Source organism: Streptomyces sp. NRRL S-495 (assembly GCF_000966955.1).
In the GTDB taxonomy this organism is placed as follows: Bacteria; Actinomycetota; Actinomycetes; order Streptomycetales; family Streptomycetaceae; genus Kitasatospora; species Kitasatospora purpeofusca.
Map to the genome: position 1 here is coordinate 1 of NZ_JZWY01000433.1, position 16,737 is coordinate 16,737.

16 protein-coding genes and 1 pseudogene are annotated in these 16,737 nt (G+C 74.8%); 8 read left to right on the forward strand and 9 right to left on the reverse strand.

What is annotated here, in order from left to right; genetic code table 11:
* Positions 1-223 precede the first annotated feature (223 nt).
* Positions 224-1,048 carry a thioredoxin domain-containing protein gene (locus VR45_RS22685; RefSeq protein ID WP_045941655.1) on the forward strand — a complete coding sequence of 275 codons (825 nt, stop codon included), beginning with the start codon at positions 224-226 and terminating at the stop codon, positions 1,046-1,048.
* Positions 1,049-1,112: 64 nt separating this feature from the next.
* The gene (locus VR45_RS22690) at positions 1,113-1,781 is read left to right on the forward strand and encodes a vitamin K epoxide reductase family protein (protein ID WP_078896745.1); all 669 of its coding nucleotides are present in this window, start codon (positions 1,113-1,115) and stop codon (positions 1,779-1,781) included.
* Positions 1,782-1,838: 57 nt separating this feature from the next.
* Here VR45_RS22690 and VR45_RS22695 read toward each other — a convergent pair whose 3' ends face one another.
* The 3 genes from VR45_RS22695 to VR45_RS50125 form a co-directional block, all read right to left on the reverse strand.
* Positions 1,839-2,969, reverse strand: coding sequence for a serine hydrolase domain-containing protein (locus VR45_RS22695; RefSeq protein WP_078896746.1), 1,131 nt, complete (start codon positions 2,967-2,969; stop codon positions 1,839-1,841).
* 96 nt (positions 2,970-3,065) lie between these two features.
* Complete coding sequence (locus VR45_RS22700) at positions 3,066-3,608, reverse strand: GNAT family N-acetyltransferase (protein ID WP_045941656.1); 543 nt, start codon at positions 3,606-3,608, stop codon at positions 3,066-3,068.
* Between the two features lie 24 nt (positions 3,609-3,632).
* Complete coding sequence (locus VR45_RS50125; RefSeq protein WP_045941657.1) at positions 3,633-4,037, reverse strand: ankyrin repeat domain-containing protein; 405 nt, start codon at positions 4,035-4,037, stop codon at positions 3,633-3,635.
* A 355-nt stretch (positions 4,038-4,392) separates the two neighbouring features.
* On the opposite strand from VR45_RS50125, the gene VR45_RS22710 reads away from it, so the two are divergent.
* The 3 genes from VR45_RS22710 to VR45_RS22720 all read left to right on the forward strand — a co-directional run bounded on the left by VR45_RS22710 (position 4,393) and on the right by VR45_RS22720 (position 7,061).
* Positions 4,393-4,587 carry a hypothetical protein gene (locus tag VR45_RS22710; protein WP_030306123.1) on the forward strand — a complete coding sequence of 65 codons (195 nt, stop codon included), beginning with the start codon at positions 4,393-4,395 and terminating at the stop codon, positions 4,585-4,587.
* 172 nt (positions 4,588-4,759) lie between these two features.
* A complete protein-coding gene (locus tag VR45_RS22715; RefSeq protein ID WP_078896747.1) occupies positions 4,760-6,397 on the forward strand; it encodes a hypothetical protein in 1,638 nt (545 codons plus the stop codon).
* 289 nt (positions 6,398-6,686) lie between these two features.
* Positions 6,687-7,061, forward strand: a complete 375-nt coding sequence (locus tag VR45_RS22720) for an RNA polymerase-binding protein RbpA (protein WP_030396357.1) — start codon at positions 6,687-6,689, stop codon at positions 7,059-7,061.
* A gap of 119 nt (positions 7,062-7,180) precedes the next feature.
* Here the strand turns inward: VR45_RS22720 and fxsA are convergent, their stop codons facing one another.
* From fxsA to VR45_RS22745, 5 genes are all read right to left on the reverse strand, one after another.
* Entirely contained in the window at positions 7,181-7,762 is a 582-nt protein-coding gene (gene fxsA / locus VR45_RS22725) for an FxsA family membrane protein (RefSeq protein WP_045941658.1), read from the reverse strand.
* A gap of 129 nt (positions 7,763-7,891) precedes the next feature.
* Positions 7,892-9,535, reverse strand: a complete 1,644-nt coding sequence (gene lnt, locus VR45_RS22730) for an apolipoprotein N-acyltransferase (RefSeq protein WP_045941665.1) — start codon at positions 9,533-9,535, stop codon at positions 7,892-7,894.
* Positions 9,536-9,709: 174 nt separating this feature from the next.
* On the reverse strand, positions 9,710-10,168 hold the full coding sequence (locus VR45_RS22735) for a hypothetical protein (RefSeq protein ID WP_045941659.1): 459 nt from the start codon (positions 10,166-10,168) through the stop codon (positions 9,710-9,712).
* A 102-nt stretch (positions 10,169-10,270) separates the two neighbouring features.
* Positions 10,271-11,926 carry an amidohydrolase family protein gene (locus VR45_RS22740; protein ID WP_045941660.1) on the reverse strand — a complete coding sequence of 552 codons (1,656 nt, stop codon included), beginning with the start codon at positions 11,924-11,926 and terminating at the stop codon, positions 10,271-10,273.
* A 30-nt stretch (positions 11,927-11,956) separates the two neighbouring features.
* A complete protein-coding gene (locus VR45_RS22745) occupies positions 11,957-12,397 on the reverse strand; it encodes an Lrp/AsnC family transcriptional regulator (protein WP_030396362.1) in 441 nt (146 codons plus the stop codon).
* 276 nt (positions 12,398-12,673) lie between these two features.
* Here VR45_RS22745 and VR45_RS22750 point away from each other — a divergent pair, with 276 nt between their 5' ends.
* Positions 12,674-13,126 carry a hypothetical protein gene (locus VR45_RS22750; protein ID WP_045941666.1) on the forward strand — a complete coding sequence of 151 codons (453 nt, stop codon included), beginning with the start codon at positions 12,674-12,676 and terminating at the stop codon, positions 13,124-13,126.
* Positions 13,127-13,269: 143 nt separating this feature from the next.
* Here the strand turns inward: VR45_RS22750 and VR45_RS22755 are convergent, their stop codons facing one another.
* Positions 13,270-14,433, reverse strand: a complete 1,164-nt coding sequence (locus VR45_RS22755; protein ID WP_045941661.1) for an acyl-CoA dehydrogenase family protein — start codon at positions 14,431-14,433, stop codon at positions 13,270-13,272.
* Positions 14,434-14,644: 211 nt separating this feature from the next.
* Here VR45_RS22755 and VR45_RS22760 point away from each other — a divergent pair, with 211 nt between their 5' ends.
* Together VR45_RS22760 and VR45_RS22765 are read left to right on the forward strand one after the other, a co-directional pair.
* Positions 14,645-15,391 carry a hypothetical protein gene (locus VR45_RS22760; protein WP_234326083.1) on the forward strand — a complete coding sequence of 249 codons (747 nt, stop codon included), beginning with the start codon at positions 14,645-14,647 and terminating at the stop codon, positions 15,389-15,391.
* A 363-nt stretch (positions 15,392-15,754) separates the two neighbouring features.
* Positions 15,755-16,737: pseudogene (locus VR45_RS22765) on the forward strand (CbxX/CfqX); the annotation flags it as partial.

A 16,737-nucleotide genomic window follows, 5' to 3' on the forward strand; every position in this document is an offset into this window, starting at 1 on the left:
TTCGCGCCTGCCCGCTGACGACGTCCTGACGACTGCCCCGTGACGGGCTCCCAGGTGTCCGGCGGGCGGCCGGCGACTCCGCCTCCCGCCCAGTAGTCCCCTCCGGCCCGTACCTCTGCCGGCGCCTTCGCGCGCCCGCGCCGTACGCCGTGCGCCGGGGCGGGGACACCTGGGAACACCTCCGCGCGCCCTTCGGCGCGCCCCATCACGGAGTTGAACCGACATGGCTCACCCCAACCAGAAGCCCTCCCGCAAGCAGGCCCAGAAGATCAGCGCCCGTGAGCGCATCCAGGAGGCGCAGCGCCTGGAGAAGCAGGCGAACGCACGCCGGCGGCGGATCGTCATCGGTGTCTCGCTCGTCGTCGGTCTCGCCCTGGTCGGCGGCACCGCGCTGGCGATCAGCACGGCCGGCGACAGCAAGTCCTCGTCGACGGAGGCGGTCGAGCCGACCGCGATGGTCGTCCCGGCGAACACCTCGGGTGCGGACGGCACGGTCATCACGTACGGCAAGGCGGACGCCGCGCACACCCTCCAGGTGTTCGAGGACTTCCGCTGCCCGGTGTGCAAGAACTTCGAGGCGGCCAACGGCGACGCGGTCCGCAAGCTGGTGGAGGACGGCTCGGTCAAGGTCGAGTACCACCTGGCCGCGTTCCTGGACAAGAACCTCGGCGGCAAGGGCTCGCGCACGGCGCTGGCGGCGATCGGCGCCGCGGCGAACGAGGGCGTGGACAAGTTCAAGGCGTACCACGACGTGCTGTACGCCAACCAGCCGGACGAGCGCGAGGACGCCTTCGGCGACGTCAACCACCTGCTGGAGCTGGCCGACAAGGTGCCGGGTCTGAAGACGGACGCCTTCGTCAAGGCGGTCACGGACCGGACGTACGCGCCGTGGGCGAAGAAGGTCGCGGACGCGTTCAACGACAGCGGGGTGACCGGTACCCCGACGGTGAAGGTGGACGGCAAGCCGCTCACGCTGTTCAGCGGCAACAAGGCGCTGACGGCGGAGCAGTTCGCCGCGCAGGTGAAGCAGGCCGCGGGCTTGCAGTGAGCACCACCGGCCCGGCCGATACCCCGGCCGGGCCGGCCCTTCCTCACCCACGGAGTGCTCTGCCATGACCGCATCGACCGCTCTGCCGTCCCACTCCTCCTCCCGTCCGACTCCCGCCGGTGCGGCCGTGCCCGGTCCGGGGCAGGTCGGCGCGGGCCGCGCGTTCTCGCTGTTCGTCCTGCTGGCCGCCCTGGTCGGGCTGGCCGCCTCGGCGGTGCTGACCTTCGACAAGCTCCGGATCCTGGAGGATCCCTCCTACATACCGAGTTGCAACATCAATCCGGTGATCAGCTGCGGTTCGGTGATGCGCACCGCGCAGGCGGAGGTGTTCGGCTTCCCGAACCCGCTGCTCGGGCTGGTCGCGTTCGGCGCGCTGGCGGCGGTCGGCGCGGGTCTGCTGGCGGGGGCCGGGTACCGGCGCTGGTTCTGGCTGGGGCTCCAGGCCGGGACGCTGCTCGGGGTGGGGTTCACGCACTGGCTGATCGTCCAGGCGCTGTACGACATCGGCGCGCTGTGCCCGTACTGCATGGTGGTCTGGGTGACGGTGGTGGCGCTGTTCTGGTACACGACGCTGCACAATCTGCGGTCGGGGGTGATCCCGGTGGGGCCCCGGCTGCGGCCGGTGGTCCGGGAGGCGGCCCGCTACCACTGGGCGCTGCCGGTGCTGTGGGCGGCGGTGATCGCGCTGCTGATCCTGAACCGGTTCTGGTCGTACTGGTCGACGCTGATCTGACACCCGGCGCCGTTCCGGGCACGCCCCACCGTTCCGCGTGCGCCCCCGCCGGGCCCGTCAGCCGAGGACGGCCCGGCGGAAGGCGTTGCGCAGATCGGTGAGCGGCTGGAAGTCGCGGTCGTAGTGCACCTTGTTGGTGAGCAGCAGTGCCCAGCGGCCGCGGCGGCGGGAGAACCAGATGCCGGTGCCGGTGAAGCCGTAGTGGACGAAGGTGCCGGCAGCGGGGTCGGTGCCGGCCGCGCAGAGCCAGGACAGGCCCCGGGCGGGGGCGAGTCCGCCGGTGTGGACGCGCAGGGACTCGGTGATCCAGGGTTCGCCCCAGGGGATGCCGGTGCCGGAGGGCGGGGCGAGCAGGGCGGTGAGGAGGCGTTCCAGGTCGCGGGCGGTGGAGAAGGCGCCGGCGTTGCCGGAGACGCCGCCGAGCAGCCGGGCCGAGGGGTCGTGCACGGTGCCGCACAGGATGCCGCCGGCGGTGCGCTCGTACTCGGTGGGGGCGGTGCGGTGGGCGGTGTCCGGGCCGAGCGGGCCGTAGTGGGTGTCGGTCATGCCGAGCGGCTGCCAGACCTGCTGGGCGGCGAGCCGGTCGAGCGGTGCGCCGGCGAGGTCCTCGACGAGGTGGCCGAGCAGGACGGCGGCCCGGTCGGTGTATTCGACGGCGGCGCCGGGCGGGCGGTGCAGCGGGGCGGCGAGGACGCCGGCCCGGATCGCGGCCGGGTCGTCGCCGTAGAGTTCGGCGAAGCGGGTGCGCAGTGGCATTCCGGCGGTGTGGGTGAGGAGTTGACGGGCCGTCACGGTTCCGACGGGGTGCCGGGCGGCGGGTGGCCAGTAGTCGGCGAGGGGACGGTCGAGGGGGAGCCGGCCGGCCTGCCGGAGGGCTCCGGCGCACGGCCAGAGGGCGACGATCTTGGTGAGGCTGGCCAGGTCGAAGACGGTGTCGTGGTCCATCTCCCGTGCGGCCCAGGGGCCTTGGCCGAGGGGGCCGGTCCGGCCGCGGGCCCGGACGCCGCCGGCGTCGCCCACCGACCAGACGCCGCCGGTCCCGGCGGCGCGCAGGCCCTCGGCCACCAGGCGGGCCAACGGGCCGCCGGGGTCGGCGAGTCCACCGAGTCCGGCGGGTTCGGCGGGTTCGGCAGTTCCAGTGGGTTCGACGGTTCCAGTGGGTTCGGCGGGCAGTACCGGTCCGGTCATCCGCGGTTCTCCCCCACCCGCGCCGGCCGTCGGCCGGCGCCCCTCCCGAGGGGTCCGGTCGGTCCCCCTCGGGAGGCTACCCGGCCGCGGCACGGGTCAGACGGCGGACGCGCCGTCGAACTCCTTGCCCAGGCAGATGCTTTGCGGATGCTCGCGGTAGATGCCGAACTTCTCGATCGCCGCGTACCCCTCGGAGGCGTACAGGGCGATGGCCTCGGGCTGCTCGCTGCCGGTCTCCAGGACGAACCTGGTCCGGCCGGCGTCGACGGCGGTCTGCTCCAGGTGGCGCAGCAGCGTCCTGGCCAGGCCCCGCCCACGTGCCTCGGGGCGGACGAACATCCGCTTCACCTCGGCGTCGCCGTCGCGGATGCCGAACGGCGCCGCCGACTTGGCACGCCAGCCGCCGCAGGCGACCGGTCGGCCGGCCAGGTAGGCGATGACGAAGAGGCCGGCGGGCGGCTCGAAGTGGTCGGGGTGCAGCTGGGTGAGGTCGCCCTCGCCGTATCGGACGACGTACTCCTGCTGGACCTCCGCCGCGAGCAGCTGGGCGTCGGGGTGTCCGAAGCCGGTGACGCGCAGCTCGACGCGGTCACCCGTGCGGTCGTATGCGAAGGTTCCGCCGGTGGTGGTGCTCTCCATGGTCGTCAAGCCTACGGCCCTCGCTCAGCCCGCCTCCGGTCGGCCCTCGAACCGGGCGACCAGCGCCGTCTTCTCGAACATCCGGGCGGTGTCGACGGCGGACGGGGTGCCGGCGGCGGGGTCGGCGCCGCCGGCGAGCAGGGCGTCGAGGACCGCGTCGTTGCCCTTGAAGACGGCGCCGGCGAGCGGGGTCTGGCCGCGGTCGTTGGCCCGGTTCGGGTCGGCGCCGCGCTCCAGCAGGGCGGTGACCGCGACGGCGTGGCCGTGGTAGGCGGCGAGCATCAGCAGGGTGTCGCCGCGGTCGTTGGTGAGGTCGGCCGGGGCGCCGGCGTCGACGGCGGCGGCGAGGGTGGCGGAGTCGCCGGCCCGGGCGGCGTCGAAGAGCTTGCCGGCCAGGGCGATCACGTCGGCGTCGGGGATGTCGGTCATGTCTCGGCCTTTCTCCGCGGCGCGGCCCGGGTCGGGGCCGCTCCGGTGTGGTCGGTGGTCGCGCCGGACGCACGGTAGCGCACGACACGTGGGCGGGAAGGTTGCGCGCCCGTTCGGGGGAACTTTCCACCACCCCCGGAAACTTCCCGCCCGGGGGGCGGGAATGGCTCGGCACGCCGGAAATGCGGCGCCCCCGGGCCCCGGCGGGGTCGGTTCGCACACCGCCGTCCGGGTCACGAGGTGGGGCATCTCCGGAGATCCACCCATTTGCACCGTTCCATCATCTATTACTTTTTGTCACGATTGTGGCACTTTCCGTGACACTGTCCCCGTCCCCTCCTCCGAGGAGCAGAACGTGATCCTCTCGATTTCCGGCATCGTCCTGTTCGGCACCATCACATTCCTCTTCTTCCGCAGGGACGGACTCAAGGTCTCCCATGCGATCGTCTGCGCCCTCCTCGGTTTCTACATCGCCGGCTCCTCGATCGCGCCGAGCATCACCGCGGGCGGTGCGACCCTCGCCAGCCTGCTCGGCGGCATCAAGTTCTAGCGGGTTCCCCGACCCCAAGGGCCCGGGCGCGGATCCCACCGCACCCGGGCCCGGTCGTTCCCGCCGGAGCCGTCACCGAACCGGCACCGAACCGGCCCGAGCCGCCACCGGACCGGCCGGAGCCGCAAGTCCCCGTTCCACCCGACCGTCCCACTCGCCCGGGGAGCCAGGAATGCCGCTCAACCGCAACCACCTCAACAAGGGCCGCGACCTCGTCCGCACGGCCGGCGACCACGCCTCCGACATGTTCGCGCCGCTCACCGTCGTCGGCCGGGGGCTGCGCCACCACGTCGGCTGGGCCAAGGGCCGCTGGCAGGCCACCCCGAAGGAGCGGCGCGGGCCGACGGTGTTCCTGGTCGCCGCGATGCTGGTCGGCATCTTCCTGCTGCCGCACGGCCTGCTGTTCGCCCTGGTCGCGCTGATGGCCAGCGCCGCCTGGGCCGGGCGCGCGCCCAAGGCCCCGCCGGCCCCGCCCGAGCCGGACGTCGCCGACGTCAAGCTCACCGCCCTGTACGCGGCGCTCACCCCGTACCTGGCCGGGCCGGACGAGCTCGTCCCGCTCTACCACCACGAGGGCAGCTGGAAGGACGTCTTCTCCGGGTGGGAGTTCGACGCCGGGGGCCGGCTCTCCCGGCTGGAGATCGCCTACCCCGCGTACTTCACCGACACCGAGCCGGCCGCCCGGGCCCGGATCGAGCAGGTCGTCCAGGGCAAGGCCGGCCGGGCCCGCGAGTACCGCTTCGACTGGGACGAGGAGACCAACCGGCTGCGGATCGCCGCCCTGGCGCCGCTGCCGACGGACATCGCCGCCCAGCGCTTCGTGGCCGCGCCCGGCGAGATCGTGCTCGGCTTCACCGACGAGGACGGCAGCGCCAGGACCATCCCGGTGCAGCAGGGCGGCGCGCCCGCCCAGCAGCCGCCGGTGGTCTGGCGCACCGGCCCCCGCTCGGCCGAACCGCACCTGCTGGCGCTCGGCGTCAGCGGCTACGGCACCTCCAGCCTGATCCGCTCGATCGCCCTCCAGGCCCTGCCGTACGCCGACCTGATGGTGATCGACGGCGCCGGCACCGGCGAGCACGCCTGCCTGGTCAACCGGCCCGGCGTGCACACGGTGGAGACCAGCCTGCACGGCGCGCTGGCCGCGCTGCACTGGGCGGCCCAGGAGACCGAGCGCCGGCTCACCGCGCTGAACGCCGCCCGGCACGCCGGCACCGCGCCGCCCGCAGACGTCACCCGGCCGCTGTGGCTGCTGCTCGACCACCCGACCGAGCTGACCGAGCTGGCCCACGCCGAGGGCCGACCGGACCCGCAGGACCTGCTGGAACTGCCACTGCGGCACGGCCGCGCCGCCCGGGTGACCGTGGTGGTCGCCGACGACATCGAGGCCCGGGACCGGATCTCGCCGAGCATCCGGTCCACCGCCCGGGCCCGGGTGGTGCTCGGCCCGGCCGGCCCCGAGGAGAGCCACGCCGCCCTCGGGGTGCCGCTGGACATCGTGCCCGCCGCGCACGCCCCGGCCGGCCGCGGCTACGCCCGGATCGGCACCGGCGCCCCGGTCCGGCTCCAGCTGCCGGCCACCGTCGACCCCCTGGACGAGGAGGCGCCGGCCGCGCTGCGGGACGCCGTGATCGCCCTGCTGCCGCACCGCGACACCCGCACCGAGGCGGCCGCGCCGGTCCCGTCGGCGCAGCCGCTGCCCACCCACCCGGACGGCCCGCCGACCGTGGCGGTGGAGCTCGATCCGGCCGCGCACGCCGGGGTGGACCTCGCCAAGGGCCCGGCCGCGCTACGCTTCCGCCCACTCGCCTGACCCGGCGGCCACACATCCGAAGGGGAGGGGCGGCTCCCACCGTCGATTCCCGGCCCGGTACGCTCGTCCGGGAAAGGCCGACCGATCACCAGATGTGAAATAGGTGACACCTGGGGTGATATCACCGGCCAGATGTGACAAATCGGGCGCCGGTGGGTACAAACAGGGACGGCACAACAGACGACGCATGTCCCGGGACGGGAATCTTCGTCGGAAGCCGAGCGTTGACCGAACGACGAAGAACAGCGACCACTAGTCCTGTGGGCCATAAGCCCGGGAGGCACGATTCATGAGCGAGCGAGCTCTCCGCGGCACGCGACTCGGGGCCACTAGCTACGAGACCGACCGCGGTATCGATCTGGCTCCCCGCCAGACCGTCGAGTACGCATGTCAGAACGGACACCGATTCGAGGTTCCTTTCTCGGTCGAGGCCGAGATCCCCTCCGCCTGGGAATGCCGCTTCTGCGGCCAGGAGGCGGTACTCCTCGACGGTGACGAGCCCGAGGAGAAGAAGACCAAGCCGACGCGTACCCATTGGGACATGCTGATGGAGCGCCGGACCCGTGAGGAGTTGGAGGAGGTGCTGGCCGAGCGGCTGGCCGTGCTCCGTTCCGGTGGGATGAACCTCGCGGTGCACCCGCGGGACACCCGCAAGAGCGCCTGACCCTGCTCCCGCCACCCGGCGGGGGCACGCGAAAAGGGACCCTGGTCACCAGGGTCCCTTTCGCATGTGCCGCTCGTACCCGCCGCCGGTGGTCCGGTCCGGACCACCGGCGGGCCGGGTCAGCCGTTGAGGGGCGGACGGTAGCCGGTGTCCGGGCCCTGCGGTCCGGCGGCCGGGCCGGCGCCCGGCTCGACCACCTCGCCCTGGATCACCTTGCCGTCCGGGCGGTGGATCCGCAGCTGCTCCTGCAGCCGCATCGCGTCCGCCAGCGGGTCGGCACCCGCGGTCGCGGCGGAGCGCAGCACCTTGTCGGCCGCCCGGCGCCCGGCCGCGCGCCACAGCGCGCGGGTCGGCGGGAACAGCAGGGTCAGCGCCAGCCCGTCCGAGAGGAAGCCGGGCAGGATCAGCAGCAGGCCGGCCAGCACGGTCAGGCTGGTCCCGGTCTGCGGCTGCTCCGGTCGCGGGTCGCGGGTCTGCTCGAAGGCCGCCGACAGGGCGCGCGCGCCGGCCCGCTTGATCAGCGAGCCGCCGATCAACGCGCCTGCGATCAGCAGCAGCACCACGGTCAGGCCGCCCAGCCAGGAGCCCACCTGCACCAGCAGCCAGATCTCCAGTACCAGCCAGGCGGTCAGCAGCAGCGGCAGCGCGCGCCGCAGCTTCGAGCGCGGGGCCGGACGGGTGGGGGTGTCTTGCCGGGTCACGGTACGAATCCACTCCAGGCGGTGCTCTGCGCGCCGCACGGGAGGTCCGGGCCGGCTACGGCACCACCTGGTCCAACGGTCGGCCGGCGGCCGGTGTTCCACCGGGCGCGGGCCCGGTGGAACAGCGGGTCACTCGCCGGCGGTGGTGGCGCCGGCATCCGCGGGAGCCGTCGCACGGCGGCGGCGGGCCAGCAGCACTCCCCCGGCGCAGGCCAGCAGGCCGGCCACCGCGAGCGTCCACTCGGGGGCGGCGCCGACCCGGTCGGCGACGGTGGTGCCGTCGCGCAGCGGGACCGTCGCGATCAGCTCGGCGGCGGTCAGCTCCTCGGTGCGCTGGACGACCGTGCCGTCCGGGGCGATGACCGCGCTGATGCCGCTGGTCGCGGCGATCAGCACCGCGCGGCCGTGCTCGACGGCGCGCAGCCGGCTCATCGCGAGCTGCTGCTCCGGCTGCCCGGTCTTGGCGTAGGTGGCGTTGTTGGTCTGCACGACGAGCACCCGGGCGCCCTGGTCGACGGTGTCGCGGACGATCTCGTCGTAGGCGACCTCGAAGCAGATGACGTCGCCGATCCGGGCCGGGCCGAGCTGCATGACGCCGTTGTGGTCGCCGGGGTAGAAGTCGCGGGCGACCCGCTGGAGGCGGGTGATGACCTTGGAGAGCTGGTCGCGGAAGGGCACGTACTCGCCGAACGGCACCGGGTGCTGCTTGGTGTAGGAGGCGCCGGGGCCGGTCTTCGGGTCCCAGACGATGCCCTCGTTCTGCACGTGCTGCTCGTCGGGGCCGTCGACGAGGGTGCCGACCAGGGTGGGCACGCCGATCGCGCGGACGGCCTCGTCGATCCGCCGGTAGGCCAGCGGGTCGGAGAACGGGTCGAGGTCGGAGGAGTTCTCCGGCCAGATCACGATGTCCGGCTTCTCGGCCCGACCCGCCTTGATGTCCTCGGCGAGCTTCTCGGTGGCGGCGGCGTGGTTGTTGAGGACCATCATCGGGCGGCCGAGGAAGTCCATGCCGGGGTTGGGGACGTTGCCCTGGATGACGGCGACCTTGACGGTGTCGGCGGCCGCGGTGGGCACCGGCACCAGGAAGCCGGCGAGCATCGCGGCGACGGCGCCGAGCGCGGCGGGCGCGGCCGCGACCGGGCGGCGGTCGGTACCGCGGCCGGTGGCCCGCACGGCGGCCCAGGCCAGCAGGGTGCCGGACAGGGCGACGGCGAAGGTCACCAGCGGGGCGCCGCCGAGCGCGGCCAGCGGGGTGTACGGGGTGGCGGTGTTGGCGAAGGCCAGCCGGCCCCAGGGGAAGCCGCCGAGCGGCAGCCGGTCGCGGGCCCACTCCTGGGTGATCCACAGGCAGGCGCCCCAGAACGGCCAGCCGGGCAGCCGGGAGGCGACGGCGAGACCGGCGCCCAGGGCGGCCAGGAAGAGCGCCTCGATGACGGACAGGCCGACGGTGGCGTCCCAGCCGACCACCCGCAGCCAGCTGAGCAGCATCAGGAAGAACGGCAGGCCGAAGGCGAAGCCGGTCCAGGCGGCCTGGCGGGCGGTGCGGCCCCGGGTGAGCAGGGACAGCGCGGCGACGCCGAGCAGCGACAGCGGCCACAGGTCGAACGGCGGGAAGGCCAGCGCGAGCAGCAGCCCGGCGAGCGCGGCCAGTCCGGTGCGGGGCAGGCCGGCCCGGACCCTGGCGAGGGCCCGGGCTGCGCGGCCTGGGCCGGGGCCGGGTTCCTCGTCGGGGTTCTCGGGTGCGGTACCGGACCGCTCCTGGGTGACGGGCATGACCACCGTCGCACCATCTCTCTCGACGCCGTCCCGCTGTGGTGTACCGGGACGGCTGTTCGGACGCTGTCCGAAGAAGGTACCCCGTCCGGACACCCCGCCGTGAGGTGAGGGTCGCTTTGCGCCGTCCCCGCGGCCCGGCCGACGCCGCGGGGCGCGCGTTGCCGGGCCCGGTCAGCGCGGGGCGTACGTCACCTCGGCGAACGGCCAGGTGGTGGCGAGCCAGGCGGAGACCGCGCGGTGGAGCGGGGCGTCCAGCTCGGCCCGGTCGGCCCGGACCCAGGAGCTGACATCGGTGGCGCCGGGCCGGTCGTGGTCCGGGTAGATGTAGACGCAGCCGACGACGGCGTCGCCGGGGACGGCGCGGACGCTGTAGGTGAAGCCCCGGCGGGCCTCGAAGTCGGCGGCGTGCCGGCGCAGGTCGGCGAGGTTGCGGTCGAGGTCCATGCCCTCGGCCGGGGGCCAGGTGCCCTCTCCGAAGCCGGGGGTGGCCCGGATGTGAGGGATGCTGCCGGTCCAGGCGGCGTGGTCGGCCTCGTTGTGCTGCTCGCCGAGGGGTTCCAGGCGGAACCCCTCGGCGTCGAGGGCGCGGGGGACGGTGAAGTCGGCGGGGACGAACGGCTGATCGGTCATGGGGGCCAACCTACGGCGGGCGGCCCGCTCCGATCATCCGGTTTAAGTGCCGGTCTCCGTGCCGGTCTCCGTGCCGGTCTACGCGCCGGTTCCCGTGCTGGTCTACGCGCCGGTTCCCGTGCCGGCTTCCGTGCTGCTCCCGGCCTCGGCGAGGTGGACGGTGCGGCCCCGGACCACGGTGCGCAGGCAAGTGGGCAGCGGGTGGCCCGGAGTGAGGTCGGGCAGGCCGGGGGTACCGGAGCGCGGGTCGGTGGACCAGCCGGCCACCCGGTCGTCCGGCGCCTGGACGACCAGGTCGGTGGCGGCCCAGATCGCGTAGCTGGCGACCGCGCCGGGGACGAGCACGCCGTCCTGGTCGCGGCCGACCGCCCGCCAGCCGCCCCGGGTGTGGGCGGTGAACGCGGCCCGGACCGAGATCCGGTGCTCGGGGGTGCGGTGGAAGGCGGCGGCCCGGACGGTGCCCCAGGGGTCGAGCGGGGTGACCGGGGCGTCCGAGCCGAAGGCCAGCGGGACGCCGGAGCGCAGCAGGGCGGCGAACGGGTTGAGCGCGGCGGCCCGCTCGGCGCCGAGGCGCTGAACGTACATGCCGTCCGGGCCGCCCCAGGCGGCGTCGAAGGCGGGCTGCACGGAGGCGGTGAGGCCGAGTTCGGCGAAGGCGGCGACGGTCTTGTCGTCGAGGGCCTCGGCGTGCTCGACCCGGTGGCGCAGCGCCCGGACGCGGTCGGCGCCGACCCGGCCGCCGGCCGCCCGCACGCCCTCCAGGACGGCGGCGACCGCGGCGTCCCCGATGGCGTGGAAGCCGGCCTGGAGGCCGGCCTCGGTGCAGGCGGCGACGTGGTCGGCGACCTGGGCGGCGGTCAGGTAGGAGGTGCCGGTGTGCGCGGCGTCGGCGTAGTCGTGGTGCAGGCAGGCGGTGTGCGAGCCGAGGGCGCCGTCGACGAAGAGGTCGCCGCCGGCGCCGACGGCGCCAAGCCGGCGGGCGGTCTCGACGCCGCCGCGCTCGGCGAGCTCGCCCCAGTAGCCGAACACCTCGGGGCCGTCGCCCTCGGCGGCCAGCTCCAGCAGGGCGGTGAGGTCCTGCTCGGAGGAGATCTCGGGGCCGGCGCACTCGTGCAGGGCGCCGATGCCGAGTTCGGCGGCGCGGGCCAGGGCGGCACGCTGGGCGTGGCGGCGCTGGGCGGGGGTGAGGCGGGCGAGCGCGGTCGCGCGGACGGCGTGGTGGGCGTCGCGGGTGAGCGGGCCGTCGGGGTGGAATCCGGGCCGTTCGGCGAGGCCCTCGGTGAGGGCGCGCAGCGCGGTGGTGGCGAGCGCGGAGTGCACGTCGGTGCGGGAGAGGTAGACGGCGGCGCCGCCGGCGGCGGCGTCCAGTTCGGCGAGGGTCGGCGGGCGGCCCTCGGGCCAGCCGGTCTCGTCCCAGCCGTGGCCGATGAGGACGCCGCCGGGCTGCTCGCGGGCGGTGAAGGCGGTGACGGCGGCCAGGGCGGCGGCCAGCGAGGGGGTGCCGGTGAGGTCGAGGCCGGTGAGCGCGAGGCCGGTGGCGGTGGCGTGCGCGTGGGCGTCGACGAAGGCCGGGGTGACCAGGGCGCCGTCGAGTTCGACGATCTCGTCGGCGGTCCGCGCGTAGGCCTCGGCGGCGCCGTCACTGCCGACCCAGGCGACGTGCTCGCCCTCGACGAGCATGGCGGTGGCGAAGGGGTCGGCGGGGCTGTAGACGGCGCCGCCGCGCAGCAGGACGGTCCGTGAGTTGCGTTCGGTCATGGGCCAAGTCTGCACCCCCCGAAGGGCCGGTCAGAGCCTCGGGGGCCGGGCCTCGTAGGGGGTGGACAGGACGACGGTGGTGCGGGTGGAGACGCCGGCGGCGCTGCGGATGCGGGCCAGCAGGTCCTCCAGGTCGCCGGGGGCGCCGACGCGGACCTTGAGGATGTAGTTCTCCTCGCCGGCGACGCTGTGGCAGGCCTCGATCTCGGGCAGGTCGGCCAGCCGCTCGGGTGTGTCGTCGGGGGCGCTGGGGTCGAAGGGTTTGACCGAGATGAACGCGGTGAGCGCGAGGTCGACGGCGTCGGGGTCGATGATCGCGGTGTAGCCGCGGATCACCCCGCGCTGTTCGAGGCGGCGCACCCGCTGGTGCACCGCCGAGGTGGACAGGCCGGTGGCCTTGCCCAGGTCCGTGTAGCTCATCCGGCCGTCCTGGAGAAGCAGTCGGACGATGCGTTGATCGAGATCCTCCACAAGGCGCAAACCTACCCTCTCGGGGGCGCGCGGATCGCGGCGGCGGGGGGCGCGTGCGGCGTCGGACCGGGGGCGCGCGCGGGACCGGGAGGGGGGCGCGGAGCGGCATCCGGCGCGCCCCGGGGTGCCGCACGGGCACATGCCGGACGAATGTGGCGAAGGACACACCCGGTGCATCACAGTGCGCCGAACTGCAGGGTTATGAGTCCGCGTCGGCGGGAAGTGCTGGTTGTGGCCCCGGGCGACCACGCCGGGCCCGATCCGAGGGGGATCACCATGCGCGTTACCGATCAGCGCCCGACGGGCGCGGACGACGCCCACGATACGACCGACCGCGAGGACCTCGCGGTCCCCTACGACGCCGCGCCGGGGGTGGATCCGGGCGAGGCCGAGCTGTGGGAGATCGTCCGGGTCGACTGCCCGTCCTGCCGGCGTCCGATCGCCCTGGTGGGCGACGAGGAGCGGCTGCCGCAGCACGCCGTGCTGCCCCGGGCCTGGCACCCCTTCTCCCCCACCCTGTGCCCGGGCTCGGGCACGCCGACCGACGACCTGGCCGAGGTGGAGTGCGCCGAGGAGGCCGACTCGGCCGGCCTGGCCGCGCTGCTCGCGCTGCCGGGCGAGCACGACTGGCGCACCCAGCCGTTCTCGCACGCGATGGTGCACCGCCCGGTCCGTTCGGGCTCCGCGCCGGTCATTCCCGAGCAGCGCGGCCGATTCTCCAGGCGCTGAGCGCCGGCCGCGCGCCCGGGCATCGCGCGTCGGCCCCGATGATCGGCACAACGGCCCCCGGCCCCGCTCCGTAACCAGGAGCGACACCGGGGGCCGTTCGCGTGCCGTCAGCCGTTCGTGACCGGTCGGCCCTCGGCGACCGGTCAGCCCTTGGTGAGGTGGCGGCCGATCACCACGCGCTGGATCTGGTTGGTGCCCTCGACGATCTGCAGCACCTTGGCCTCGCGCATGTAGCGCTCGGCCGGGAAGTCCTGGGTGTAGCCGTAGCCGCCGAGCACCTGGACGGCGTCGGTGGTCACCCGCATCGCGGCGTCGGTGCAGAACAGCTTCGCCATCGCCGCCTCCTTGGAGAACGCCTGGCCGGCGTCGCGGCGGCGGGCGGCGGACAGGTAGAGCGCGCGGCCGGCCTCGATCTGGGTGGCCATGTCGGCGAGCATGAAGGACAGGCCCTGGAAGTCGGCGATCGGCCGGCCGAACTGGTGGCGGCTGCGCGCGTAGTCGACGGCGGTGTCGAGCGCGGCCTGGGCGACGCCGATCGCGCAGGCGGCGATGCCGAGCCGGCCGGAGTCCAGCGCGGCGAGCGCGATCTGGAAGCCCTGGCCCTCGCTGCCGATCAGCCGGTCCCGGGAGACCCGGGCGCCGTCGAAGTGCAGCTGGGCGGTGGGCGAGGACTTCATGCCCATCTTGTGCTCCGGCGGGGCGGCCGACAGGCCGGGCTGGGTGCCGGGCACCAGCAGGCAGCTGATCCCCCGGGCGCCCTCCTCGCCGGTGCGCACCAGGGCGCTGTAGAAGTCGGCCTCGCCGCCGTGGGTGATCCAGGCCTTGGTGCCGGCGACGACGTACTCCTCGCCGTCCAGGTCGGCCCGGGTGCGCAGGGCCGCGGCGTCGGAGCCGGACTGCGGCTCGGACAGGCAGTAGGCGCCGAGCTGCTCGCCGGAGAGCATCCCGGGCAGCCAGCGCTCGCGCTGCTCGTCGGTGCCGAAGGTGGCGAGCGCGTGGCAGGACAGGGTGTGCACGCTGACGCCCAGGCCGACGGCCAGCCAGCCGGACGCCAGCTCCTCCAGCACCTGGAGGTAGACCTCGTACGGCTGCTCGCCGCCGCCGTACTTCTCGTCGTACGGGAGGGAGAGCAGGCCGGCCTCGCCGAGCGTGCGGAAGACCTCGCGCGGGAAGCGGCCGACGGCCTCGTCCTCCGCGGCGCGCGGCTTCAGCTCACGCTGGACGAGGTCCCGGGTGAGGCTCAGGAGCTCGCGGGCCTCCTCGCTGGGCAGCTGGCGGTCCACGGACTTCGCGGGGGAGGTGGTCATAGCGGCTGTCGCCTCCTCGGTCGTGCGCCGGGCCCCGGGGTGTGGTCGGGCCCGCGCGGGGTGTGGCAGCCTCGGCCGAGCGGCACCGGATTGCGGTGAACGGCCGTTCACAGGCATGGCGATGCGAGTATGCCTGATCAGGGCGCCGCCGTCACGGGGAGGACTCCAACCCTGTCCGGACCGGCGCGGAGTCCGCCGTAGGGTTGACGTTGTGGCTTCTTCCGAGACTTCCGCCGCCCCGGTAATGGGGCCCGTCGCCCGGCCGGTCGCGCGGCCCGGCTCCCGGCCCGGCTCGCGGTCCGTCGTGCGGCCCGGCCCGGGCGGGTCCGTGCGGGCCCCGGCGGCCCCCGACGCGCTGGCCGCCCTCGCCGCCGAGCTGCGGGCCCTGCCGCCGTCCTGCGGTCCGGTGCGGCTGGTCGCGGTGGACGGCCACGCGGGCTCGGGCAAGACGACCTTCGCCGCCCGGCTGGCGGCCGCGCTCGGCGGCGCCCCGGTGGTGCACCTGGACGACCTGGCGACGCACGCCGAGCCGTTCGGCTGGACCGGGCGGCTGCGCGGCCAGGTGCTGGAGCCGCTGGCGGCGGGCCGGGACGCGGAGTACGAGGTGTACGACTGGACGCTGCGCCGGTTCGCCGGGACGGCCGCAGTGCCGCTCGCGCCGGTGGTCCTGGTCGAGGGGGTCGGCGCCGGGCGGCGCGCGGTGCGGCCGGAGCTGGCCCGGCTGGTGTGGATGGAGCTGGACGCTGCGGCCGCCCGGCGGCGGGGCGAGGAGCGGGACGGTCCGGAGCTGGCGGAGTTCTGGGCCGGCTGGGCACTCGCCGAATCGGCACATTTCGCCGCGGACCCGAGCCGCCCGCACGCCGGCACCCTGGTCGACGGGGTGACCGGGCGGATCGCGCCGGGCACCGTCGGTGAACCTTCAACAATGGCCTTGACCTGCGACGTCGTCAGGAAATAGGTTCTCTCTCGTTGGCGGAATTGTTGATTCCGCAACTTCGGACCCGGCATCCCCGGCTTGTTCCCCCGTGAGCCGGGGGTGCCGTCCGACTCCCCCGCCCCGGGGCCGGCCACCCCTCAACGGCCCTCCGCCCGATCGCTTTTGACATCGTGCGGCACCCTTCCGGATCAGCGCCGCGCCGGTACGATTCCAGGCAGGCGCATATGCGCCCCGGGGGCAGACGACCACCGGCGGGTCCGCACACCGCCGCACCGGCCGGGCCCCGAGCCACATCGCGGGGGGCGTTGAGTGGAGAGTTCCAACAGCAACACCGCGGGCGGCCCGGCTCCGAACCGGCTCGCCGACCGCGCCTGGCTGCGTGCCATGGACGCCTACACGGCCGGGGCGTACACCCGGGCCGAGGAGGAGTTCCGCGCCGCCGTCCGGCTCGACCCCGGCATGGCCGACGCCTGGCTCGGCCTGCACGCGCTGCGCAGCGACACCTCCGGCGCGCTGCTCGCGATGCACCGGCACCAGAATCGGTTCGGCGAGCAGCGCCGACGGCACGGACGCCCGCTCAGTTCCTGGTACTGGCTGGGCTGGTGGGTGCAACCGGTGCTGGAGAGCACCCGGGACCTCGTCCTCGCGCACGCCTCGCACTGGCTGGACGGGCGCCACCTCACCGAGCTGGACCACGCCCTGGAGCAGTGCCCGGCCCCCGCCGAGGACCCGTCCGCGCGTTTCCTGCACGCCTGCCGCTCCTACCTCCTCAAGGACTGGGAGCAGCTGATCCGGGACACCGACCGGCTGCTCGACGACCCGCTGCTCGGCATCGAGGCCGGGCTGTTCGCCGGCATGGCCCGGGTCCGGCTGGACATGTGCGCGCAGGCCCAGCCGCCGCTCGCCGCCTCGCTCGCCCGCTGCCGCTCCGAGCAGCCGCAGCGCAAGGAGCTGCGGTACTGGCTTGCCCGCGCCTACGAGGGCGCCGGGCGCAGCGCGGCCGCGCTGCCGCTCTACCGGGCCGTGCACCGGGCCGACCCGGCGTTCATGGACACCGCCGCCCGGCTCGCGGCGATCTCGGCGGAGGACGACCTGGCGGACGCCCTGCTGGACGGCGCCGGGATCGGCGGCCGGGACGCGGGGCGCGGGGCGGAGGAGGACGCGATCGACGCGGCGCTGCTCGACGCGGCCGTCCTGGAGCAGGCCGGCTTCGACGCGCTCGCGGCGGGCTCGGAGTTCGGCGCGGGTGCGGAACTCGGGGCGGAGCAGGCGGGGTTGGAGCAGGCGGGGTTGGAGCAGGCGACGGCCTTCGCGGGCGCCGAGCCGTCGGGCACGGAGTTGCCGCCGGGTGCGGAACTGTCCGGATG